This is a genomic window from Parasutterella muris (assembly GCF_943193095.1).
Classification (GTDB): domain Bacteria; phylum Pseudomonadota; class Gammaproteobacteria; order Burkholderiales; family Burkholderiaceae_F; genus Parasutterella; species Parasutterella muris.
In genome coordinates this window covers 1-24,822 of record NZ_CALPCV010000004.1, presented here as the reverse complement: position 1 = coordinate 24,822, position 24,822 = coordinate 1, and the positions used below count along the sequence as shown (strand labels likewise).

At 49.7% G+C, this 24,822-nt stretch carries 18 protein-coding genes and 1 CRISPR repeat array; of the genes, 13 read left to right on the top strand and 5 right to left on the bottom strand.

The window, feature by feature from the left end; translation table 11 throughout:
• Positions 1 to 163 precede the first annotated feature (163 nt).
• Entirely contained in the window at positions 164 to 1,000 is an 837-nt protein-coding gene (locus NFR90_RS02410; protein ID WP_251450362.1) for a formate/nitrite transporter family protein, read from the bottom strand.
• Positions 1,001 to 1,233: 233 nt separating this feature from the next.
• On the opposite strand from NFR90_RS02410, the gene NFR90_RS02405 reads away from it, so the two are divergent.
• Genes NFR90_RS02405 through NFR90_RS02395 form a run of 3 tightly spaced genes read left to right on the top strand, consistent with a single transcriptional unit; the run spans position 1,234 to position 3,473 of the window.
• A complete protein-coding gene (locus NFR90_RS02405) occupies positions 1,234 to 1,689 on the top strand; it encodes a hypothetical protein (RefSeq protein WP_160336268.1) in 456 nt (151 codons plus the stop codon).
• Between the two features lie 14 nt (positions 1,690 to 1,703).
• Entirely contained in the window at positions 1,704 to 2,678 is a 975-nt protein-coding gene (locus NFR90_RS02400) for a homoserine kinase (protein ID WP_251450360.1), read from the top strand.
• Positions 2,679 to 2,693: 15 nt separating this feature from the next.
• Positions 2,694 to 3,473 carry a BPSS1780 family membrane protein gene (locus NFR90_RS02395; protein ID WP_251450358.1) on the top strand — a complete coding sequence of 260 codons (780 nt, stop codon included), beginning with the start codon at positions 2,694 to 2,696 and terminating at the stop codon, positions 3,471 to 3,473.
• A 232-nt stretch (positions 3,474 to 3,705) separates the two neighbouring features.
• Here NFR90_RS02395 and NFR90_RS02390 read toward each other — a convergent pair whose 3' ends face one another.
• A complete protein-coding gene (locus NFR90_RS02390) occupies positions 3,706 to 4,452 on the bottom strand; it encodes a 4Fe-4S binding protein (RefSeq protein ID WP_251450356.1) in 747 nt (248 codons plus the stop codon).
• Between the two features lie 815 nt (positions 4,453 to 5,267).
• On the opposite strand from NFR90_RS02390, the gene NFR90_RS02385 reads away from it, so the two are divergent.
• A complete protein-coding gene (locus NFR90_RS02385) occupies positions 5,268 to 5,684 on the top strand; it encodes an META domain-containing protein (protein WP_251450354.1) in 417 nt (138 codons plus the stop codon).
• Between the two features lie 70 nt (positions 5,685 to 5,754).
• Here NFR90_RS02385 and polA read toward each other — a convergent pair whose 3' ends face one another.
• Positions 5,755 to 8,565 carry a DNA polymerase I gene (gene polA / locus NFR90_RS02380; RefSeq protein ID WP_251450352.1) on the bottom strand — a complete coding sequence of 937 codons (2,811 nt, stop codon included), beginning with the start codon at positions 8,563 to 8,565 and terminating at the stop codon, positions 5,755 to 5,757.
• A 237-nt stretch (positions 8,566 to 8,802) separates the two neighbouring features.
• Between polA and NFR90_RS02375 the strand changes: the two genes are divergently transcribed.
• Together NFR90_RS02375 and NFR90_RS02370 are read left to right on the top strand one after the other, a co-directional pair.
• A complete protein-coding gene (locus NFR90_RS02375; RefSeq protein WP_160335953.1) occupies positions 8,803 to 9,117 on the top strand; it encodes an H-NS histone family protein in 315 nt (104 codons plus the stop codon).
• A 326-nt stretch (positions 9,118 to 9,443) separates the two neighbouring features.
• Positions 9,444 to 10,646 (top strand): M20 metallopeptidase family protein, encoded by a 1,203-nt coding sequence (locus NFR90_RS02370; protein WP_251450350.1) that lies wholly within the window; start codon positions 9,444 to 9,446, stop codon positions 10,644 to 10,646.
• A gap of 55 nt (positions 10,647 to 10,701) precedes the next feature.
• On the opposite strand, the gene NFR90_RS02365 is transcribed toward NFR90_RS02370, so the two are convergent.
• Positions 10,702 to 10,887, bottom strand: a complete 186-nt coding sequence (locus NFR90_RS02365) for a hypothetical protein (protein WP_251450348.1) — start codon at positions 10,885 to 10,887, stop codon at positions 10,702 to 10,704.
• 289 nt (positions 10,888 to 11,176) lie between these two features.
• Here NFR90_RS02365 and NFR90_RS02360 point away from each other — a divergent pair, with 289 nt between their 5' ends.
• A complete protein-coding gene (locus NFR90_RS02360; protein WP_251450346.1) occupies positions 11,177 to 12,292 on the top strand; it encodes a Fic family protein in 1,116 nt (371 codons plus the stop codon).
• Between the two features lie 1,079 nt (positions 12,293 to 13,371).
• Here the strand turns inward: NFR90_RS02360 and NFR90_RS02355 are convergent.
• Positions 13,372 to 15,729, bottom strand: a complete 2,358-nt coding sequence (locus NFR90_RS02355) for an ATP-dependent helicase (protein ID WP_251450344.1) — start codon at positions 15,727 to 15,729, stop codon at positions 13,372 to 13,374.
• A gap of 243 nt (positions 15,730 to 15,972) precedes the next feature.
• Here NFR90_RS02355 and leuS point away from each other — a divergent pair, with 243 nt between their 5' ends.
• From leuS to NFR90_RS02325, 6 genes are all read left to right on the top strand, one after another.
• The gene (gene leuS, locus NFR90_RS02350; protein WP_251450549.1) at positions 15,973 to 18,606 is read left to right on the top strand and encodes a leucine--tRNA ligase; all 2,634 of its coding nucleotides are present in this window, start codon (positions 15,973 to 15,975) and stop codon (positions 18,604 to 18,606) included.
• 60 nt (positions 18,607 to 18,666) lie between these two features.
• A complete protein-coding gene (locus tag NFR90_RS02345; protein WP_251450342.1) occupies positions 18,667 to 19,230 on the top strand; it encodes an LPS-assembly lipoprotein LptE in 564 nt (187 codons plus the stop codon).
• Positions 19,230 to 20,240 carry a DNA polymerase III subunit delta gene (holA, locus tag NFR90_RS02340; RefSeq protein WP_251450339.1) on the top strand — a complete coding sequence of 337 codons (1,011 nt, stop codon included), beginning with the start codon at positions 19,230 to 19,232 and terminating at the stop codon, positions 20,238 to 20,240. Before NFR90_RS02345 ends, holA begins: the two co-directional genes overlap by 1 nt.
• Before the next feature lie 5 nt (positions 20,241 to 20,245).
• Positions 20,246 to 21,529: a glutamate-5-semialdehyde dehydrogenase gene (locus tag NFR90_RS02335; RefSeq protein ID WP_251450330.1), complete on the top strand. Its 1,284-nt coding sequence runs from the start codon at positions 20,246 to 20,248 to the stop codon at positions 21,527 to 21,529.
• Positions 21,530 to 21,611: 82 nt separating this feature from the next.
• Positions 21,612 to 22,826 (top strand): THUMP domain-containing class I SAM-dependent RNA methyltransferase, encoded by a 1,215-nt coding sequence (locus NFR90_RS02330; protein WP_251450327.1) that lies wholly within the window; start codon positions 21,612 to 21,614, stop codon positions 22,824 to 22,826.
• 10 nt (positions 22,827 to 22,836) lie between these two features.
• Entirely contained in the window at positions 22,837 to 23,943 is a 1,107-nt protein-coding gene (locus NFR90_RS02325; protein ID WP_251450319.1) for a M20 peptidase aminoacylase family protein, read from the top strand.
• A 254-nt stretch (positions 23,944 to 24,197) separates the two neighbouring features.
• Positions 24,198 to 24,775: a CRISPR direct-repeat array (repeat unit 29 nt; unit sequence CGGTTCAACCCCGCTCGCGCGGGGAACTC).
• Positions 24,776 to 24,822: the final 47 nt, after the last annotated feature.

Sequence of the window (24,822 nt, the reverse complement as noted above, 5' to 3'; positions counted from 1 at the left end):
ACGAACGAAAGCCTCCGCAAAATGCACGGAGGCTTATCGTTTATAGGGGCCGATCTTACAAAACAGTGCGTTACGCTGCGCCCTCTTCTTCTCAGCTAATTGTCTTCTCTTTCGCCGATCAGCTCGGCAAAGATCCATTCGTTCTGCCGCGAAGAGGCAAGCGCTACTTCTTGTTGGCGGCTAAATAAAGCATGCCGACCAGTACGGCGCCGCCTACAATATTTCCGAGCGTCACCGGAAGAAGGTTCGATACAAAGAAAGAATAGAAGTCCGCTTTAAGCGGCAGCGCCTTCCCGGCCTCGACAAGCGCTGTGTAGCGAGGATCGGAGCCTGTGAGAATACCCAGGGGAATAAAAAACATATTGGCGATACAGTGCTCCATGCCAAGCGCGACGAACGCCATCGTCGGGAACCACAGAGCGGCGATCTTGCCGGCGGTCTCGGTAGAGGCGGCCGCCGCAAACACCGCAAGACAAACCAGCCAGTTGCAGCCCACGCCTCTCAGAAAAGCTTCCGTGAAGCCTAAAGAACTCTTCGCATTGGCAAGGTTGACAGCCGCGCTCGCATAAGGAAGCGTGCCGCCCGCGGCATCAAAAATCAGACCCGAAAGGTAGGCAATGAAATACGCGACAAAAAGCGCGCCCGCGAAATTTCCAATCCAGGAACTCGCCCCTGTAAAGAGCGCCTGACCCAAGGTAATTTGATTCCGAGCTCTGGCGGTGGTCAGCGTCATGCAACTGCCGGTAAAAAGGTCCGCGCCGCAAAGAACGACCAGCATCAGCCCGAGCGGGAAAACCGCACCAAACATAAATTTGCCAAACCCACCCCAGGTTTCCCACGGCAGCGTCAGACCGACGCGAATCGCTAAAAAGCCGCCTATTGCGATGTACATACCCGCTAAAAAAGTGTTGGCAGCTCTCGAGAGCGGACTCTGCCCCGCTTTAGAAGCGCCTATTCGGACTGTTGCATCGAGAATTTCTGAGGAGGTCAGCGTCGACATAAAGACTCCGTTATGAAGGGTTGGTGCAGAAGATTTATTTGATGATGTGCACGAATTCTAACGAACGAATATTTCGTTTAAGGCTCAATGAATTAGAAAATCTTACATAAAAAGCACAATCCCGTCGGCGGCATGCGCCGCCGCAAGCCGCCCAAACTACACACCAATTTGCTGACGGAGGATTTTTAATCCTCTAAAATAATTTGCAACAATGCTTTAAAAGGAAAACTATTATGAAAGCGACAACCCTTCTTTCAGTCCTGCTAAGCGCCGGTTTTATGTTTACCGCGTCCGCCGGTCAGCTCGACGCTCCGCCGCCCGCCATTAATGACGCGCCGGACAATATTCAGAATCCCAACGCTAAGGCAAGAACCGTTGAAGAACGCGTTACGGACATGAATCAGCGTGCCAACAAGCACGAGGAAAAAGAAGTCGCCAAGGAAAACATGGACAAAGCCAGATCGGACCTCGACAAAGCGAAAGTCCGCACTTCCGATACCTCGATGTGGCCGAAGACAAAGATCGAAGAAACCGTGAACAATCATAATCAGGTCACGGAAGTTAAAGTGACGCCGATGTCCACTCAGATTCCTTACGTGATGACACGTGAAGTGCCGTCCAACAAGACTCCGAGCGGCAACAAAGACGGTGATATGACGGTACCTAAATTTATTAATTTCGGATTTTAATTGAGAGAGTAAAGATGGCTGTTTTTACGGAGATCGGCCGAGAAGAGCTGAACCGTCTATTGAATCAATATGACATTGGAGAAGCTCAGCGTTTCGAAGGCATCTCTTCCGGAATCGAGAATTCCAATTTCTATCTCGACACGGATAAAGGCAAATACGTACTTACCGTATTTGAGCGACTGAATAAGGAGCAGGTTCCTTACTATTTAGAGCTCACGCATCACCTCGGTAAGAAAGGATTAAATGTCAGCGCGCCGATCCCCGCTAAAGACGGCAGTCTTTCCTCAGAGGTCTGCGGCAAACCCTGCTGTATCGCAGCGTGCATCCCCGGACAATACGTTGAGCTTCCTTCGGCGAAGGTATGCGGAGAGCTTGGCGCCGTTCTAGCTCAGATGCACTCGGCTGTAGAAGATTTTCCGCTGGTTCAGGAAAATACCAAAGGATCCAAATTCTGGCTCTCCGTGATGCCGGGATTAAAGCCTTATCTTCCCGAACGCCTTTATGAACTTCTTGAAGAAGAAGTTTCCTACCAGGTTGATCTGGAAAACTCTCCCGCTTATAAAGCGCTTCCCAACGGAGCAGTCCACGCCGACCTTTTCCGCAACAACTCACTGATCGAAGTGAACGGTAAAGAAGAAAAACTCGGCGGAATTATCGACTTTTACTTTGCCTGCAATGCCCCTTTCCTCTACGATCTTGCCGTCGTACTCAATGACTGGTGCATCAATCTGGAAACCGGTGAAATCGATATGCCTAAAGCACAGGCGCTTATAGATGGTTACAACTCTGTCAGAGCGCTTACAGAAGCCGACCGAGAACTCTGGCAGGATATGCTTCGACGCGCCGCGCTTCGCTTCTGGGTTTCTCGGCTGTACGACTATTACATGCCCCGTCCTGCTTCCCTGCTTAAGCCGCATGATCCTTCTCACTTCGAGAAGATTCTGCTTTTACGCAGGAAGGCCAAAGCGTCGGATCTTCCTTGGATTTAGTTTTATTTTGATTTCATGAACAATAATCGTCTGCCCATGAGCACGGGCATGGAATGGCTGAGGCAGTCCTGCCGAATTATGGCCAAGGCTCCGCTTGCCATTTTCGGTGTACTCGGCATTTATATTCTTCTGCTTTTCATCGCCAACATTCCCGGCGAATATCTCAAAATTCCCTATGTCGGCATTCTAATCAGCTCGATTATTACGCCCTTCAGTGCTCTCGCCTTCGCAGGATGCGGACGAGAGCTGACTCAGGGACGCATCCCGACCGCGATCGGCTGTTATGCCGAAGGCTTTAAAAATCCCGCGGTACGCAATAAGCTCATTCTTCTCGGGCTGATTTACGGCCTGTGCGTTATTGTGATCAACTTTATCGTTCAGGCGCTTTCCGCCCCTGCGATTGAGCAATGGAAAGCGGTCAACGGTGTCTATGACACCGCTAGTATCCTCTCGCACCTTCCCTGGGCCGGTTTAATTGTCGGCAGCGTTCTCTACGTTACCCTTCTTGGCGTCACCTGCTTTTCTCCGATGCTGATCGCCTGGCGCGGCATGCCGATGGCTAAAGCCTTCTTCTTCAGTCTCATTGTCTGCTTCCGAATTCTCGGTCCGATTGTGACACTCGGCCTGCTTCTTTTCATCATGGCGACCGGAGGCGCGGTGGTCTGCTCTTCACTCGGCGGCTTCGGCGAGATGCTGGTTATCATTTGGGCCCTCTTCATCACAGCCCTTTCTTACGGTTCGCTCTATCCTATGTGGCGTTCTGTCTTTGAGCCGGACACTCGGCCGATTAGTTAAGAAGAATGTTCCTGAAGGTCTGCTCCGACGCAGGCCTTTTTTATTCCTGATCCTTCGTCCGCTTTCGAGAAAGGCTGTGAGCCTTGGACACCGTTTCATTTGAACGTAAAACCGCCTGCCGAGATACGGCTGCGCGTACTCAAACAGCACAGAGGAAGTCCCGCAAAACCGAACTTCCTCTTCAAAAATTTACCAACAAGATTCGTTTAGTCGAATAATCAGGCGTCACAGACTACAGATAAAATTCGTTGGGACGAGGCACCGCGAGTTTCTCCGTCATCATTGCAGCCACTTGCTTGTAAAGATCGGAGTCCGCAAATTTACCTTTCATCGGACAATGTCGAATGCAGCGGAAGCAGGAAATGCATTCCTCAGAGATTGTCGCGCAGTCTTCTGCAATCGCGCCTACAGGACAATCTCTCACGCACATGCCGCATCCGACGCAAAGTTCTTTTTTGGTTTGGGGACGGAAGCGTCCTTTAACGCCTTTTGCGAGGTACGGCCGATTTCCGGGCAGCGCTAAGGCTTCTTCCTTACGTTCTGAAGCAAGAAGTCTTTTCATAAAATCACGCGCTTCTTCAAGGTCTGCCGCATTGGGTCGGTCCGTCTGTATTTCGCCGAAGGTATGACGTCCGATAACCGCGGCGGCTCCCTGAGGTAAAAAGCCTTGGGCGCTCAAAATATCCTGCATCTGAACCAAAGCGTCGTCATAGTGACGATTACCGTAGGAAGCCACGATCACAGCCGGAGTGCGCGTTCCTTTGAACTTGGAAAAGCGTCTTGCAGCGATTTCAGGAATAAGACCTCCATGGACCGGAGCGCCGAAAACCACCAGCTCATCCGGACCAAAAACACGTTCCTCACTGTCTCGTGACGTCACATTAATAACTTCCGGCATTTCTCCGGTCACCTGAACCATTTCTGTGACATATTTTTCTGTATTACAGGTGGGTGAGAAGAAGACGGCAGTAACTTTCATGATTTACTCCTCGGGGGTGCGTGTTTTATTGCTTTTACTATTGGGACATTGGTTTGAGGAATCTGCATCCTTCTGTTTCAAGGCGGCAGAACTCCCTATTTTCAAAATACATTGTTCTCGAGCTCAGTTCAAGACTTGTGTTTCAGGTGCTTCTGCAGCCAAAGGTCGAATAGCGTTCGTCGTACCGACCGCGGATAGGATTCGATTCGTTTGCCTGTCACAAAAAGATCCGAGAACTGTCCCGGTGTAATTTTTCCCTAATCCTCTACGCGACCCGAACAAAATAGCTGAGAACCACTCCCTGGAAATTATGAAGCTCTGATTGTCTAAAATCTGCCGCCTCCCTGCTTCCGCAAGTGCGTGATCGTGAAAATTGAGCGTTTTCGTTTCGACAGCCGCTTAATCGCCGAAGTAAAAATCAAGAAATACTGCATGGATGCCGGAATATCACTGCCGCGTCATCACACCCAGCCTCAGTTATTTGACAGATCGCTAATCCGCTTTTTTCTAAAAAAGTGATAAATAGTCAAATAATTACACAGCGTTTTGAGTGATCCGATTACTTTTTGTGTTCGCTGATTTTCCTCTTTTCAATGCGCTTCCCACAGACCGCGTCTTCCTTCTCGCTGACGTCTTCGAGCAAACTAAATCTAGGTTAGGCAATTTTCCAAAGGGCTGCGCCAGTCGATTTATTCGTCCTTCATTCAAGCGATCAGCCTATGGATAAATTTGGTTGCACATTAAAGATCCGCTTTAACCCTGAGCTTTTTTGATTTCTATTAAGCTAGGAATCAACAAATGGAGGTTATATAAAAATGCATAAAATCATTGCGACTCTGGTTCTTTCCGCGACGGCTGCTTCTGCGTTTGCCATCACAGCGGAAGATATTTCTGCAAATTCCTGGATGCCTCTTGTAAAAGAACAGTCCTCTAAGTGCGAACTCCCCGCTACGATCACGTTTCATAAAGACGGCAAGATCTCCGGAGAACCGGGATGCAACTATCTCACCGGTACATATCAGCTGGATGCGGACGGCAAAATTGATCTGTCCGGCATGGGAATGACACGCAAACTCTGCGCTAAAGAATATATGGAACAGGAAGAAAACTTCCTTAACCTGCTTAGCCGTACCCACTACCTGCAAAAAGCAGATAAGCAGCTGATCCTGCTCGACGCCGATAAGAAAGAAGTCGGCCGCCTTGTGCCGGAAAAGGCTAAAGCCTGCGATTAATCAAACAGTTAAAAGCAAAAAGCCGAGCTCCACGCTCGGCTTTTTGCTGTCTGACTTCTCGAAGGACGCTCTAGTGAGCCGCTTCCCAGTTGTCGCCTGATCCGACTTCGGCGATCAGCGGAACATGAAGCGTTACAACGGAATCCATGATCTTCGGAAGATTTTCCGTGACCAATGCCACTTCGTCTTCAGGAACTTCCATGATCAATTCGTCATGAATCTGAAGAATCAGCTTGCTCTTGAGCTTTTTGTCTTCAATCCATTTCTGAACCGCAATCATGGAAAGCTTGATCAAGTCTGCCGCTGAACCCTGCATCGGCGCGTTAATGGCGGCTCGCTCCGCGGCAGCCCTGCGCATACCGCCCGCACGCATGTCCGGAAGCCAAAGCCTTCTGCCCAGCGCTGTTTCAACATAGCCCTGTCGATCGGCCAGCGCTTTAATCCGGTCCATATAGTCGCGAACGCCCGGATAACGCGCAAAGTACTTTGTAATGTAGTTCTTAGCGTCCTGACGATCAATGCCGAGATTCTTCGCAAGCCCGAAAGCGCTCATACCGTAAATCAAACCAAAGTTAATCACTTTGGCGATTTGTCTGTCGTTCGGCGTTACCTGATCACGCGCCTTACCAAAAACTTCCGCCGCTGTGGCCGTATGAATATCCGCATTATGTTTAAAAGCGTCCACCAGCCCCGGATCCTCAGAAAGATGCGCCATGATACGCAGCTCAATCTGGCTGTAGTCCGCACTGATCAGCTTGCAGCCGGGCGCGGCGATAAACGCTTCCCTAACCTTGCGTCCTTCCTCTGTGCGGATCGGAATGTTCTGCAGATTCGGGTTTGTTGAGGAGAGACGACCCGTCACAGCAACCGCCTGCTCAAACGTCGTGTGAATGCGGCCATCTTTCTTATCCACCATATGCGGAAGTTTTTCCGTATAGGTTGTCATGAGCTTGCTCAATGTACGGTATTCCAGTGCGATCTTGGCGAGCGGATAGTCCGCCGCAAGCTCGGAAAGTACCTCTTCACTCGTAGAGTAGTTGCCGGAAGCCGTTTTCTTGGGCTTTGAGCCCGCGATCACGACGCCCATTTTGTCAAACAGAATTTCGCCCAGCTGCTTCGGAGACGAAAGTTTAAAAGTCTCTCCTGCGGCCTCGTAAGCCTTCTCTTCCAGTTCTTTCAGCTGAGCCTGAAGTTCTGCCGTTTGTTTATTGAGAAGCATGGAGTCAATCAAAACTCCGTTCTGCTCCATCTTAAAGAGCACCAGAGAAATCGGAAGTTCAATATCCCGATAAATCGATTCCAGCTTCTTATCGTCTGAAAGCGCTTTATTAAAGAGGCGATTCAGTCGGGCTATGACATAAGCCCTTTGAGAAGCAAACTCAGCTGTTTTTTCCGTACCGACGTCACGGAAAGACTTCTTCTTGGCTCCTTTGCCTAAAAGAGATTCCTCGTCTGCGAGCTCATACTGAAGCCAGTTCATCGCAAGCTTTTCGATCGCGTGCGAGCGATGCGCTTCCAAAACATAACTCTGAAGCATGACATCGTCCTGCATGCCTTCCAGCGTCAGACCGACGTTGGCAAAAACATGGCGAGTCTGCTTAATGTCATAGCCCGCTTTGCCAAGCTTGGGATTATTCAGCACATTCTTAAAAATATCGCCAAACACTTCCGGCGCAATCGCGTCACTCATCAGAATGCCGTCTTCTATCGGGACGTACCAGCTCTCACCGTTTTCTCTGCCGAATGCGGCGCCCAAAGGCTGAAGACTCTGCTGTCCCTCGCCTTCACTGATCACATACATGGAAATCTCTTCCTGACCTGCGAGCTTTTCTAGATGCTGAGCGAGTTCTTTAGCCTGAGTCTCATCCTGAATAATCGTGAGTTTCCGCTCGGGCGCGGCCTGAGACTCCGAAGCAAAGAGATCCAGCGTCTCGCCTTCAATCGGAGCCGCGCCGACCACAGCGCGTTTAGAGGCTGAAGAAGCAGAGTCCAGAGATTTAACCTCGCCCGCGGCCGAAGATTTTTTCAGCTCGCGAGCCCAGGTTCTGAATTCGAGCTTGTTGTAGTAATCCATCAGCTCTTCGCGATTGGGTTCCCGCAGCCTGAGCGTTTCAAAGGTCGGCACCTCCTCAGACAAATCCGCGTCGGTTTTAATCGTCACCAGTGCGCGCGCGGTCGGTAAGAATTCGAGTGAATTACGAAGATTTTCTCCGATCTTGCCTTTAATTTTGTCCGCGTTCTCAATCACGCCGTCCATCGAACCATATTCATTGATCCACTTAACAGCGGTCTTCTCCCCGCACTTAGGAACACCCGGTACGTTATCGATCTTGTCGCCCATCAGCGCAAGATAGTCAATGATCCTGTCGGGCGGCACGCCGAACTTCTGAATAACGCCTTCTGTGTTCATCCAGGTATTATCTTTGCCCATTGTATTAATAAGGATGACGTCCTCATTAACAAGCTGGGCATAATCTTTGTCACCTGTGGCAATCACGACGGTGAAGCCTTCGGCGGTCGCTCGCTTGGCCAGTGTACCGATCGTGTCGTCGGCTTCAATACCGGGAACCTGAAGAAACGGAATCCCTTCCTTTTTCACGCCTTCAAAAATCACAGGGATCTGAACCGCTAATTCTTCCGGCATAGGCGGCCGGTTGGCTTTGTATTCGGGATAGATGTCAGAGCGGAATGTCTTTCCCTTCGGATCAACCACACAGGCCACGTACTCGGTCGGCACATCCTTCATCAACACGCGAAGCATGGATAAAAAGCCACGGATCGCATTTGTGGGGCGGCCGTCGGAAGTCGTCAGAGGCGGTACCGCATGGTACGCACGGAAGATAAAGTTGGATCCGTCAATTAATAAAAGCGTTTTTTTCAAGATTCCTCCGACAGTCACAGTTCACACAGATTGCCGAATAGATTAACAAATCAGGTTAATTTTTGCGATTTTAGACACCTGAACGGGTATCTACGGATATTTTTATACAATTATCAAAAATATTTTCAAAAAAGACTTTTTTAAACATATTTAATTAAAAATAAAATATTTTTAAAAATAATTAATAAAAAATGTGATATATTTCCGCTATAAAATCAATTGAGCGAGATAACCAAAATGGCAGAGTTAGACGATTTATTGAAAGAAAGAGAAGCGCTGGAGGAGAGAATTAAAGAAGTCTCACGCAGGGACCGCCTTGATGCTTTAAATACCTGCAGAGACCTTATTAAGAAATTTGATTTCCAGCCCGCCGAACTCGGTTTAAAACGGATTATGCGCAAGGGAGCGGCTGTGCCGAAATATATGGGCCCCAACGGACAGACCTGGGCCGGCAGAGGCCGCAAACCGGTTTGGCTTCAGGAAGCTGAACTGCAGGGAAAAACGGCAGACGATTTCAAAATAACCTCCCTAGCAGAAATTATCGGCGATTAGCCGAATTTTAATAAAAAGGTCCCAAACGGGACCTTTTATTTTTTATCTCAATTTGTTTGTTTAATTAACAAATTCACATGGTTATATCAGTGTGTAAATAATTTCTATCTCGTCCCATTTAATCAGTATTAGATAAAAGTAGTATTAGAAAAATCATTTTTTATCGATAAAAATACAAATCTTCAGGAAATTCCGCATAAAAAAATATTTTTGTGCAAATCTTTTTTTGTTCAAAAAAACTGACAAATTACCTCGAAGTGTTGAAAAGGTTACCCAACAAGCCTATCCTTTCGATATTACAAACTAATCATTATCAGGAGAATCCCATGGACAACCCCGTCCGACAAGACGTCTGTTTCCCGGAAATCACAGCAATGTATGACGAGCTGAAAGAGTTCCGCCGAGATATTCACGCTCATCCGGAATGCGGCTTTGAGACAGAAAGAACGATTGGCAAAATTCACGAATTCCTTCTCAGCCACGGCGTTGCGGAAAAAGACATCGATACGACCACGAGCAAAGGCTCTCTCTTTGCGCTCATTGAAGGCAGCGAGCCGGGTAAAACGGTTGCTCTTCGTGCCGATATTGATGCGCTCAAGATGAAGGACTTCGGCGGCAAACCATGGTCTTCTCAAGTTGAAGGGCGCTGCCACGCCTGCGGCCACGACGGTCACCAGACCTGGCTACTCGGCGCCGCGGCCTACCTTGCAGCTCACCGGAATTTTGCGGGACGCGTGCTTTGCGTCTTCCAAGCGGCTGAAGAAACCGGTCAGGGTGCGCTTGCAATCGTCAACAGCGGTGCGCTCGAAAAATATCAGGTCGCAGAAACCATCGGAGCGCACGATGAACCGGGTCTCAAAAAGGGACAGATCGGCTTTAAAGTCGGACATATCCAGGCCGCTTCCGACAGCTTCGCGATCAAACTGATAGGCAAGGGCACGCACGGAGGAAGACCCCATCAGGGCGTAGACCCTATCCCTGCTGCCTCTGAACTCTATCAGGCGCTCCAGACCATCGTTTCCCGCAAAGTTGATCCGCTTGAATCCGCTGTGGTTTCTATCTGCTATTTCTCAGCAGGCATGGTCGGCACATACAATGTAGTGTCGGGAGAAGTCCAGCTTGGGGGCACTGTAAGAACATTTCTTCCCGAGCTCAGAGATTTATGCGAAACAACCATCCGCAGAATGGCTGAAGGAATCGCTCTGGCGCACGGCCTCACGGCTGAAGTTGACTACATCCGTCTTATTCCGTCGGTAAATAATGACAAGGAAATGACAGAATCCGCCATTAAGCTTGTCACTGAAATGCTGGGAGAAGAGAATGTAAACCCGTCCATCGGTCCTTACATGTCCAGTGAAGACTTCAGCCGCTATCAGGCAAAGATTCCTGGTACGATCTGCCGTATCGGCATCGTGGACGACGAACACAAAACGCCGCTGCACAACCCGAAATTCGACTTTAATGACGAAGTGCTTCCGCTTGCCTCCACAGTGCTGGCAAAACTCGCACTTTCTCGTCTGGCTAAGTAACAGATGCAGCAGGAGCCCGATAAATCGGGCTCCTGCTGAGATGAAAAGCTTGAGGTTAAATCACCGTTTTCAGTTTGTCCGCCTGCATCCAGGGCTGCGATCTTGTGTCGAGCTTTCCGCGTGTCTGATAACGCTGATAGCCGAGCATGAAGAGCGAGCGTCTGCGGGCGCCTTCTAAAGAAAGCGTAATGTTGTGCGGCGCAAATTTCTGAAAACGATGTCTGGTACCAAGTTTGTTCACGTCATCCTCCGGTTTCGACACCGGAATAATAAAACTTTTTCCGGCCGAAATGAGCATGTTTTTTTTTCGCATGTTATCAAATTGCAACAAGGTAATTTGAGAGCGACTGAGACTCTGAGCTTTGAAGCTCAGGCGATGAAGCAAACCACTAATTCTCGGGTTGAATTACAATACCAAACTTAAAAACACATAGAAACATAACTAATCGGGACCTATGCACTTTCAAGAGATTAGACAAGCGGCCTCTCAAGGTACGATAAGTCTTCCGCCGCCCTCCAATTCGGAAGGGTTGGAGAATGAACTTATTCTAAAAACATGCCTTAAAGTTGTCCGCGAACTCTCCGATTTCAGATACAGCTTTGCCACTTCGCGCATCCCTGAAACTTCATCAAGACTGATGACGATTGTTGAGGCAAAGAATCAGCTCATGAAGCGGGATCATCAAGTCTCCCTGAGTGATTATTTTCTTTCGGAGATCGTCCCGAATCCGGGTGTAGAGTCTTTGGTGCTTCTCGACGATTATGTTAAAGCGCTTACCGTCGGAGCGGAGTCTGCGCCCTTCTCTCCGGTTTCTGTTAAAACCATCATTCAGATCGCAAACCAGTTTCCGGCGGACCAAATTACGTGGCGACAGAATAAAGACATCGGCGAGCGTCTTTTAGCTCCGGACCCATTCCCGGACAGTAAAGCGGTTCAGTTTGAACTGGTTCGCTGGGATAATTACTGCCGCACACCGAACGATCTCGACCCGCTAGTGCATTCGCTTCTGTGCAATCTGTATTTCATGGCGATTGCGCCGCTTAGCCGTCACAATGAACGAATCGGTCAGATTCTTCTGCAGCTTTCGCTCATGGGCCGCGATCTTAATTCCCCAGCGCCCTGCATTCAGCTTGGCAAAGCGCTCGTCACCAATGCGCATTTTGGAATTGAGGAAAGGCTTTACGGTTTGCGCACGCGTCAGTGGTCGCCATATCTTCAGTACATGCTTCGCACACTGCTGAAAGCGACCTCGATGAGTATTGAACTGCTGCGCAGTATTGACCGTTTATACAATCAGACGGAAGACTATCTGAAGAATATCGGTCTGTCATCGCACATTGCTTTCCTACCGGCCATATTTATGCATCCGGCCTGCCGAACCGGTGAGCTTTCGAGCTACATCAATACACGCAGACAGGTCGCAAGTCACATTCTCAATGACTTAGCGCACGCCAATATTCTGTCCAGAACCGAGGACGGCCGCGATCGAGTCTTTTACAACAAACGTTTGATAGAGCTGCTTGAAAGCGACAATTACTCGTTTACGCCGCTGCCGACAGCGATTACACCGTTTATTCCGCTTTACCAGAAGGGCACGCCCGGAAGACAGCGCAAGTCTCTTAAAGAAGAGCCTGCGGAAGAATAACGCCTTCATGCTATCAGCCGGCTTAGATCAATGACATATTAAGTCAGCGGTTCAGAGAACAGTGACGGTCGACGCCGGCCATGAGAAAATCCTGACTATATTCTGAGCGGACATCACAGTCGCATCATCAGCCGATGAGTCAGCTTCAAAATCAAAAATCTATCATGAGGGGACTCGTGTTCTTCAACTATTCTTAGTCAGCCTCATCTCGCGCTGAAATCTAAATATCATAATAACCGCATCTAAATAATTCGATCATTCAATTACAGAGTAGATAAACAATTTTCATCATATAGATCTTGATTAATAAATTATCCTGTTCAGATTAATAGAAATTTATCCATACAACAGATAGAAATTTTGATTTATATAATTAAATAAATTGATATGAAATAGTTCAATCAATATTGAAATAATAGTAATGAGACAGAATATACAGCTAATATTTATATCTATTGTACAAATCATTATCTTCTTGTTTACATCATCAGCATCCTGCTTTCATAGTTATTCAATAAATACTAAACATAAAGAACTACATTTATCTATAAACAATAAGATAACATAATTATAATTTTTCTAAATAAATATTCATTATTATCTTATAAAAATACTAGATTAGTTAAAAATTTCTAAACTGTATATCTATTTAATTTACATAATTTTATAAAATTTTACTCGTATTAGTGAAGTATTTTATAGATATGCGACTATAACAACCAACGATACAAATATAACATATATTTACATTTAGTCATCAATTGTGCTTTAGCTGATTTATACAAATTATTTCTAATGTTTTCAAATAGATATAACAGAGTACATCAAGTTAAAGTTTTACTTTAACTTTAGCAATTATGTAGACATTATATCTATCACTATTCTTTCCATGCTAAGACTTCGTATACATCATTTGTTTCTTATAGATATAATGATTTATCTAGTAACAATTTATTTACACAACGTGAACTTAAACGACGTTCTATGCTTCTTTTTTTACTTTGAGCAGTAATCAAGATAAATAAAAATGACTTCTTGATTTAATTCAAGAAGCCGTCTAATAACTGGATTTTTACAACTTAAAGGTCCGATATCTTTTTCTTCGCAATACGATATAAAAGGTCTTTTACACCTGAGCTGTCGAACTTAATTTGAAGGACTAACTCCTCCCCTGCTCCTTTTGTACTGAGCACGGTTCCCGCTCCAAATTTTTCATGAAGCAGACGATCACCGGATTTATATGGAGAACCATTGTCGATTTTTGCTCGTATTTTATTCTCTTGCTGTTTTTCTAATTTTCCGCCAAGTATGCCTTTTGCCCATTCAGGCATATTGGAATTGTAAGTGCGTCCTGATTCGCGGTAATTATTATTTGACCAATCGCTGCTTCCGCGACGGCTAAACTTGCTTCCGCGCGCAAAACCATAACCGGATCCGCTGCTGCTGTAGTCGTCAGAATCATCCGAGTCGGTATACCCGGGTTTGGAAAGCCACTTGAGATTCTCTTCAGGCAGCTCCCTAAGGAACATGCTCTGAGAAGAATATCGGGTCGTTCCGTGCAGCATCCGACGCTCGGCAAGCGTGATGTACAGATTCTTTCTTGCGCGTGTGATCGCGACATACATCAGTCTGCGCTCTTCCTCCAGATCCTTATTGCTGCCCATCGAGTTCCCGTGCGGGAACAGTCCGTCTTCCAGGCCGGTAATGAAAACCAGATTAAATTCCAAACCCTTGGATGCGTGAACCGTCATCAGCTGAACCGCGTCCTGATCCGCTTTGGCCTGATTTTCTCCGGCTTCCAGACTGGCGTGCGATAAAAAGCCCTGAAGCGCAGTCATATTCTCGTCGCGAACACTCTCCTCTTCATCTTCTTCATCAATCGCTTCGGCATCCACATAACCGGTCGCCGCTGACGTCAGCTCGCGCAGATTCTCTAGGCGCTCAGAACCGTTAGGATCAAGCTCATACATTTCCTTCAGTCCGCTCTTCTCTACCGTATAGTCGACAAACTTCGATAAAGGCAGCTCGTCCTTCTTCTCGCGCAGATCCTCAATAATGGCGCGGAAAACTTCCAGCTTGGCCGCGGCCGCCCCTTTGGCATAACCGCAGGCGTCATACAGAGAAATGCCGTTGTCGCCTGCAAAGTTAATCAGGGTTTCAATGGTCTTGGCACCGATTCCGCGGGCGGGCAGATTAACAACGCGCAGAAAAGCGGAGTCATCCGCGGTGTTTTCCGCTAAACGCATATATGAAATCGCGTTCTTAATTTCCGCTCGATCGAAGAATCGGAGGCCGCCGTACACACTATAGGGAATGCCCCGGCGCGTAAACTCGGCTTCCAAAACACGTGACTGCGCGTTTGAACGATAAAGGATCGCCATCTCTTTATAGGGCGTCCCTAAATCCGCATACTCTTTTACCGTATCCACCACGTAAGCGGCTTCATCCACGTCTGAAGGCGCGGAATACACCCGGACTTTGTCGCCTTCACCGGCCTCTGTCCAAAGCTTCTTGCCCAGTCGCTGAGAATTGTTGGCGATCAGACCGTTGGCCGCGTCCAGAATATTTCCCTGCGAACGATAGTTCTGTTCCAAGCGAATCGGCTCTCCGATTTTGAACTCACGCACAAAGTCCTGCATGTTGCCGACATTGGCGCCTCGGAACGCGTAAATCGACTGATCATCGTCGCCGACCGCAAATACACTGTTGGGACGACGCCCGGGCTCACCAATGCCGGAAAGCAGCTTGATCCAGCGATACTGAAGCTTGTTGGTGTCTTGGAACTCGTCAATCAAAATGAAATGGAACCGATTCTGATAGTGCTCAAGAATCAGCGGATGGTTTTTAAGAAGTTCGTAACTTCTTAAAAGCAGCTCCGCGAAATCACAGGCGCCTTCACGAACCAGAATCTTTTCATATAAGTCATAGATCTCTCTAAAGGCAGAGCCGCGCTGGAAATTAATGGGCGCGTCTTTGGCTCTGAGCCCTTCTTCTTTACAACGGTTGATATAGTTCTGGACTTCTCTCGGCTTGAATTCTTCATCGGAAATGCCGTTGGCCTTCATAATGCGCTTCACCGCGGAAAGCTGATCACTCTGATCAAGAATCGCGAACGAAGCCGGCAGCCCCGCTTCATTGTGGTGCAGACGCAGCATGCGGTTGCACAGCCCATGGAAGGTACCGACCCACATCGCGCGCACATTCACCGGCATCATGGTCGATAAACGCGTCAGCATCTCTTTGGCGGCTTTGTTGGTAAAAGTCACCGCTAATATCTCACTGGGATAAGCCATGTCCGACTGAAGCAGATAAGCAATTCGGCTCGTCAGAACACGCGTCTTCCCGGATCCGGCGCCCGCTAAAATCAAAGCTGATTTTTCACCGAGCGTCACCGCAGCTTTTTGCTCCGGATTCAAAGAGTCTAAGAGATCATTCATATCGTTTCTTCTTTTTTAAAGATGCGAAAGTCTAGCAAACGATTCTGAAGACTGCCTTGAGAAAGACGCGCAAGTTTTACGCTTAGCCCTGAATTCCGCGCTGAGGAACCATTTTTCCGGGTATGTAACGAGCGGTATCTATATATTAGAGGCACACGCTTCTTTGACTTCGCAAGTCCTCTATGGACGAGACGGATAACCTATAATTGACTCATTTTCTAGTTCGACAAGTTAATGAGTCTCATGAGAGAAACATACGATCCCGCGGAGGTTGAATCCGTACAACAAGCCCATTGGCGCAAGAACGATGTCTATCGAGCGGTTGAAAACGCATTAGACGCCAACGGCAAACCTAAGAAAAAATTCTACGTCTGCTCCATGCTTCCTTACCCTAGCGGCAAGCTGCACATGGGACACGTCCGTAACTACACGTTAAATGACGTCATGTACCGCTATCTGCGTATGCGCGGTATGAACGTCATGACCCCGATGGGCTGGGACTCCTTCGGCCTGCCCGCTGAGAACGCCGCGATTGCTAAAAAAGTCGCGCCCTCCAAATGGACCTTCAGCAACATCGCGGATATGAAGTCGCAGATGGAGCCGCTCGGCCTCGCTTTTGACTGGTCCCGTGAAGTGACCACCTGCAAGCCCGATTACTACCGCTGGAATCAGTGGATGTTCCTCAAGATGCTCGAAAAAGGCATCGCATACCGCAAGACTCAGATCGTTAACTGGGACCCGGTTGACCATACCGTACTCGCCAACGAACAGGTGATCGACGGAAAAGGCTGGCGAAGCGGCGCTCCGGTGGAAAAGCGTGAAATCCCGGGCTATTACCTCGGTATCACTCAGTACGCCGAAGAACTGCTCAAGGACCTCGATCAACTCGAGGGCTGGCCGGAACAGGTCCGCCGTATGCAGGAACATTGGATCGGAAAATCCTACGGCGTCAATTTCGCATTCCCCTATGAAATCGACGGCGAAAAGAAAGAACTCCGTGTCTACACCACCCGCCCCGATACCATCATGGGCGTCACCTTTGCCGCAATCGCCGCGGAACACCCGCTTGCGGAAAGACTCGCAAAAGACAAACCCGAACTGCAGGCCTTTATTGAAGAATGCCGCAAAGGCCCTGTCTCCGAAGCCGATATGGCTTCAATGGAAAAGAAAGGCGTCAGAACCGGGTTCTTTGTGAAGCATCCGCTCACCGGAGAACCGGTTGAAGTCTGGATCGGCAACTACGTCCTGATGTCCTACGGCGAAGGCGCTGTCATGGGCGTACCGTCTCATGACGAACGCGATTTCGCTTTCGCGCTCAAGTACGGTCTGCCCATCACACAGGTCATCGCTAAAGAAGACCATGAGTACGACAATACCGTCTGGCACGATTGGTATGCAGATAAGGAAGGCACCTACTGCATCAACTCCGGCAAGTACAACGGACTGAATTTTGAAGAAGCCAGAGAAGCGGTCGCTAAAGATCTCGAGGCGCTCGGACTCGGCCGACTTGAAGTTCAGTACCGTCTGCGCGACTGGGGCATCTCCCGTCAGCGCTACTGGGGCACTCCGATCCCGATCATTAACTGTCCGCACTGCGGCCCCGTTCCGGTTCCGGAAAAAGATCTCCCGGTTATTCTGCCGGACGACCTGATTCCTGACGGCTCAGGCAATCCGCTCGATAAGGACGAAAGATTCCTCAAGTGCACCTGCCCGAAGTGCGGCGCTGAAGCGAAACGAGAAACCGACACCATGGATACCTTCGTGGATTCCAGCTGGTATTACATGCGCTACTGCTCACCGGACTGCGAAACCGGTATGGTCGATGAACGCAACGATTACTGGATGCCGATGGATCAGTACATCGGCGGTATCGAACACGCGGTTCTGCACCTGCTCTACGCGCGCTTCTGGACAAAGGTCATGCGCGATCTCGGTCTCGTGAAGTTCGACGAGCCGTTTAAGCGCCTCTTTACTCAGGGTATGCTCACCTCCGAATGCTACTATCGCGAACTTCCGGGCGGAGGAAAGCGCTGGTTCTATCCGAGCGAGCTCGATATTGAATACGACCCGAAGGGACGCCCGATTAAGATTACAGCCAAAGAAGACGGTCTGCCCGTTATCAGCGGCGGCATCGAAAAGATGTCCAAGTCTAAGAACAACGTCGTGGAACCCTCCGTCATTATCGGCAAATACGGTGCCGATACCGCCCGAGCCTTCGTTATGTTTGCAGGACCTCCCGATCAGAGCGCCGCATGGAGCAATTCCGGCGCCGAAGGAACGTTCCGATTCATGCGCAGACTTTGGAATTTCGGCTACAGCTGCAGAGACATCATCGCGGAAAACATTCCGCTGAATGTGAACGAGCTGTCCCACGAAGATAAAGCTGTCAGACGCGATATCTATACTTCGCTCAAACAGGCTCTCTTCGATTTGGACCGCATGCAGTACAACACCGTGGTCTCCGCCGCAATGAAGATGCTCAATACGCTTGAAGGCATCAAAAAGAGAGACGCCAAGGGAACGAAAGCGGTCATTAATGAATGCTTCTCCGTTCTTCTGAGAACCCTCTACCCGATCGCTCCGCATATTACAGCTCAGCTCTTCGAAGATCTCGGTTATCAGGATCGTATCGGCACCTCTATCCTTGACGCATCGGTTCCGGAAGTGGATACCAACGCGCTGATTGCCGATGAGATCAAATACGTGATCCAGATCAACGGTAAACTGCGCGGAGAAATCAATGTTCCTGCAGGCTCCGACAAAGCGACAGTCGAAGCTGCGGCCCTTGCCAATCCTGACGCACAGCGCTTCATGGACAGCAAACCCGCGCGCAAGATCATTGTTGTTCCCAACAAACTGGTGAATATCGTCGTTTAACCCGCAGCGCGGCCGAGCCGGTCGATACCGGCCCGGCCCGTCTTAACCGAAGGTTTAATTTTGGCTAAAATACGAACAGAATCCTCACACTCGGCTGCACTCAGCAGAAGAGCCTTTATCGCCGCGGGCGCGGCGGGTCTCTTCACGCTCTCCGGCTGCGGCTGGCATCTCAGAGGCAGACAGACGCTGCCCTTTTCAACGCTCTACATCGCAATGGGCGAGAATTCTTTGATCGCGGCGACAATCCGTCGCAACATTGAAGCCCAGACGAATGTGAAGGTCGTCAAGGTCCGTGATGAAGCGGAAGCGATTTTTGAATTCCTCGGACAGAACAGGGGAACCGCGGTGCTCGCATACAACTCGGAAGGCCGGGGACGTATCTACAGCCTGCGCTTAACAAATACCTTCCGTGTCGTCGCGCAAAACGGCAATGAGATCCTGCCCGCAACTCAGATCTACGCGACTCGCGAACTGATTAAAGACGAAAGCGACTACAACGGTATCGCCAACGAAGAGCGCCTGCTCTATGAAGAAATGCAGCAGGTCCTGATCCATCAGATGGTGGCGCGGATGGCGCATATCTCTGAGGAACAGTTCCGACTCGCAACGGAAACCAAAAAATAATGGCCGTCAGAAATTCTGTCGATCAACTACTTAAATCGAAAGCCGGCGGCGCTTTGCCGCCGCTTTGGTTTATTTTAGGAGACGAACCGCTGCTTGCGATCGAGGCTCAGGATTCCATTCGGCGCGCGGCTTTCGCAAACGGATATACCGAACGCAAGTCATTCTCGTTTGAAGGCAATGCCGATTACTCCGAACTCTACGAGGCGCTCGGCGATATGTCGCTCTTCGGAGAAAAATCCCTCATCGAAGTCACCTTTCCCCGCTCCACAATCGGCCGAAACGGCCCTGAGGCGGTAAAGGCAATGATTAAGGCGGCCGATGAGACCAAAATCGTGGTCGTCAGCCTTCTGCAATACGATTGGACAACCGAGAAGAAAGACTGGTTCATTGCGCTTAAAAATAATGCGAAATTAATCAGCGCGGAGCCGATCCCGAGAAATCGGCTTCCTCTTTGGATCACCGAACGGATTCAGGCTGTCAGCGGCCAGGCGCTCTCAGCAGAAGCCGCGGACTTTATCGCGGAAAAAACCGAGGGCAACCTGCTTGCGACACTACAGGAAATCCAGAAACTCACACTGCTCTGCCAAAAACCGGAAATCGATCTCAATGATGTGATCGACGCCGTCTCCGATGTTTCGCGTTTTGATCAGGAAACTCTTTTTATCGCGTTCCTCGAGGGCGACGCGGGCAGAGTTTCTAAAATTATCGATTCACTCGAAGCGGAAAACACTCAGATTCCCTCCTTCCTTTGGCGGCTCTCCGACGATGTACGCCGAATGATTCTCCACAAGCAGGGTCGGAAATTTTCTAGCTTCGGCATCGACAGCAACCACATTTTCGCGCTGAAGAAAGCTGCAGGGCGAACCACTCTGAAACGGCTTGAGCTGATACTGCATCGCCTGAGCGAGGTCGATCGTCTCAGCAAAGGCCTATTTGTAGAAAAAAGCGACGGAAACGCCTGGCAGGAGCTGAAAGCCGCCTGCCTGCTGCTCGCCGCTAAAAAGAGGTAATTAATATGACCGAGACACTTAGCGCCGCAGATAAAATCGCGGTCATCGGAAGGGCGGCTAAAGCCGCTTCTTTCCAAATCGCAAACGCGTCTACCCAGCAGAAAAACGCTGTCCTTCTCAAATTGGCGGACCTTCTCGGCGACAATTTGGAAGATCTGATGAAGGCCAACGCGCTGGATTTGGATGCAGGCGCAAAGGCCGGTCTCTCCGACGCTTTTCTTGATCGTCTTGCGATCACAGATAAAGTCGTCGTTCAGATGGTTGAAGGACTTCGCCAAATCGCCTCGCTCAGAGACCCGATCGGCGAAGTTGTCGACATCCGTCCTCAGCCCTCCGGCATTGAAGTGGGCAGAATGCGCACACCGCTCGGCGTTGTGGCGATTATTTATGAATCCCGTCCGAACGTGACCATTGACGCCACCGCGCTCTGTATCAAGAGCGGCAACGCCGCAATCCTCAGAGGCGGCTCTGACGCCAAGCACTCCAACGCCTTTTTAGCTTCTTTGATCGCCCAGGCGCTTCAAGCCTGCGGACTTCCCTCAGACACAGTTCAGATCATTGCCGATCCGGACCGCGATCTGGTTGGTGAATTAATTCGCTGCCGCCACTATGTGGATGTTTTAATCCCGAGAGGCGGCAAAGGTCTGATTTCTCGCCTGATGAGCGAAGCGACCGTGCCGATGATCAAGCACCTCGAAGGCATCTGCCACACCTATGTCGACGAAACCGCTGATCTGTCGCTTGCCGTAAAAGTCTGCGACAACGCTAAAACTCAGCGCTATTCGCCCTGCAACGCGATGGAAACGCTGCTTGTGAACGAGTCCGTCGCGCAGGAGTTCCTGCCTGTCATGTGCGCGCTGTATCTGAAGAAGAATGTTGAACTGCGCTGTGACCCTCAGTCCAAGTCTATTCTGAACGCCAAAGGCCTCACCGGCATCAAGGACGCAGCAGAAGAGGACTGGAGTACCGAATACAACGCGCCAATTCTCTCGGTAAAGGTCGTCAGGAATATTGATGAAGCGATCGCGCACATCAACACCTACGGCTCACACCACACCGACGCCATTATTACCAACAACCTTCAGCACTCGGAAAAATTCCTGCGTGAGGTGGATTCCTCAAGCGTGATGCTGAATACCTCGACTCGATTTGCCGATGGTTTTGAATACGGTCTCGGTGCGGAAATCGGTATTTCAACTGACAAGATTCACGCCAGAGGCCCGGTTGGAATCGAAGGTCTGACAAGTTTGAAATATGTTGTTTACGGACACGGCGAATTAAGAAAATAATTCTTATTCTGCAAGTGTTCCTACTAATTTTTTTCTTGGCGGGAAAGCTTAAAATCTCGTCAAAGTCTTATTGAGAAGTCTCGTGAATACACTATTGAAACCGTTTTACGCGGTCATTCCGTTATCACTGGAAGAACTCTTCGCTGAAGAGCTCAAGAAACTTGGTATTGAAAAATTCCGTGTACAAAAAGGCGGATGCTGGTTTGGCGCGGAAATGAACCAAATGATGAAGGTGAATCTCTGGACGCGTTATGCGTCCCGCATTCTCCTTAAACTTTCCGAATCGCCTTACCGCAGTGAAGACGACATCTATCGTCAGGTAAAGGCGATCAAGTGGGAGCAGTACTTTAAATCACGAAATTCCATCAAAGTGGAAGTTTCTGCACGTCACTCCCCGCTTAGAAGCCTGAATTTCGCAACGCTGCGCGTAAAAGACGCCGTCTGTGACTACTTCACGGACCAGGACGGCGAACGCCCTGACGTAGATAAGCACAATCCGGACATCCAGATCTATGTCCATCTGAATGAAAAAAGCTGCATCGTCTATCTTGACACATCCGGCGAGTCGCTCTTTAAGCGCGGATGGCGTGAAGCCAAAGGCGAAGCTCCCCTTAAAGAAAACCTTGCCGCAGGCCTTCTCGGTCTCGCCGGCTGGGAGCCCTCTATTGCGCTTCAGGATCCGTTCTGCGGCTCGGGGACCATTCTAATCGAGGCTGCGACGATCGCCGCCAATATTGCTCCGGGCATTAACCGCCGCTTCGGTTTTGAGAAGTTTGTCGGTTTTGATTCCAACGCTTGGCAGCAGATGAAGAAAGAAGCCCGAATGGCTGTTAACTGGGATGCTGACGTCAATATCTCTGGAAGCGATATTTCCACGCTGATTGTCGATCGTGCAGGAAAAAATGCCGAACTAGCGGGACTTGGCCGCTGGCTCTCTGAAGGCAAACTTCGTTTCTCAGCCTGTGACGCGCGCGAAGTGCTTCCCTCATCAGAGACACCCGGACTGATCGTTGCCAATCCGCCTTATGGCGAACAATCGAATCCGAAATCCGCCAGTGTCGCCTCCATGATGAAAGACGTCGCAGACAACCTGAAGCATCATTTCTCAGGCTGGACGGTTTGGATGCTGACCAGTGACCGAATGCTTCCGAGACAGATGCGTCTGTCCGAATCCAGAAAAATCGTATTTTTCAACGGCCCTCTTGAATGCCGCTTCTTCCGCTTTAATATGACAGCGGGGTCCAATCGCAGAAAAGAGGATACAAAAACACAAGACTCAGTCAATAAATCTGAATAAAGGAGATTTCATGAAACCTAATGATTTTGATGTCGTTTCCATGAGAACTGAGCTCCACGAAATTCCGGAGCTTGGCTTTCAGGAGAAGAAGACCAGCGATTATGTTGCTGCCAAACTGACCGAACTTGGCCTTAAACCAATCCGCAATGTCGGCGGTACAGGCGTTGTGGCCTACATCGACGGTACAGAGCCCGGCCCCACAGTGATGTTGCGTGCCGACATGGACGCGCTGCCCTTCAAAATCGACGGCAAAGACGTCTGCATTCACGCCTGCGGCCACGACTCCCACACTGCTATGGGTCTTGCCACAGCTGCTCGTCTCGTTGGAAATGTTAAGAAAGGCCGTGTAAAACTACTCTTCCAACCGGCTGAGGAAACACTTTTTGGTGCGCTTAAGTGCATCGAAGACGGTGTCCTTGATGACGTCGACTACGCTTTCAGCGCTCACGTTCGTCCGATTCAGGACATTCCCGACGGTACAGTCTGCGCAGCGGTTCGCCACACAGCGAGCACATTCTGCTGGGTTGATATCCACGGTGAGGTCGCTCACGCCTCCCGTCCGCATCTTGGCAAGAGTGTTGCAGAAGCTGCGGTTCTGGCCACTAACGCGGTGAACTCCCTCTGGGTCAACCCGAATAAGGCCTGGTCGGCTAAAGTGACAACCCTCGACTGCCGTTCCACAGCGAGCAACATCATTCCGGATAAAGGCCGTATGTGCTTAGACATCCGTGCTCAGGACAATGCGACAATGGATGAGCTTCTTGAAAAACTCAAGGTCGCGATCACAAACGCCTGCGCCTGCGTCGGCTGCACCTGCGAAATCTCCTTCCCGGGCGGCGTTATCCCTGCTGCGGAATATGACGAGGATCTCGTTACAGAAGTTCGAGAAACGATTAAAGAAGTCCTTGGTGAAGAAAAACTCGCTAAAGACTGCGGTGGCGGCGGCGAAGACTTCCACTATTTCGTTCAGAAGAAACCCTCCATCCACGCTGCTTACATTGGCGTCGGCACAGGTGTTACACCGGGTCTGCACAACCCGACCATGACCATGAATCCGGAATCTCTGCGCAACGGCGTTGAAGTTCTGACAAAACTGGTTCTGGACAAAGTCGGCTAATCCGATTACGCCTTAGACATCCAACCCGCCAATCATTTTGAGGCGGGTTTTCTTTTTAGTGAGCTCGTTTAACGTTTAGCTTTCCAGAGTAGACGATTTTGAATCGATCAGATTAGAACCTCTTGTCGGTATTCCGATTACCGCCCGCTCTCTCTAGATGTTGAGAACTAGTTTTTTTCACGACTGCGCTACCGTATGTAGTTAAACAGTCTTCGATGATTCTGCGACTGTGGCATTGCGTTTCTAGGATAAATAAGATATACCCCGCTCGCGCGGGGAACTCACACCTGTTCATAGTCAGGCGAGATTATTCCCCGGTTCAACCCCGCTCGCGCGGGGAACTCCAGATTGATGAATTCCATCAGCCCCGCTTTGTCGGTTCAACCCCGCTCGCGCGGGGAACTCGCTAGTCTATCTCGTTGGGCGTCAGGTGTCAACGGTTCAACCCCGCTCGCGCGGGGAACTCATCGGCAGACCACCATTGGCGGCAATGTATGTCGGTTCAACCCCGCTCGCGCGGGGAACTCATCGGCAGACCACCATTGGCGGCAATGTATGTCGGTTCAACCCCGCTCGCGCGGGGAACTCCAACTAAACGAAGTTTTAGTTGTCACAATCCCCGGTTCAACCCCGCTCGCGCGGGGAACTCAGAAAAACTAAACTTGGTACTCCAGATATAACCGGTTCAACCCCGCTCGCGCGGGGAACTCTGGCCCTGGAACATCCTGAGGAGTTTGCAATACGGTTCAACCCCGCTCGCGCGGGGAACTCTGATACCTGCGCTTCCGTTCAGCGATTATTTCCGGTTCAACCCCGCTCGCGCGGGGAACTCTGGCCCTGGAACATCCTGAGGAGTTTGCAATACGGTTCAACCCCGCT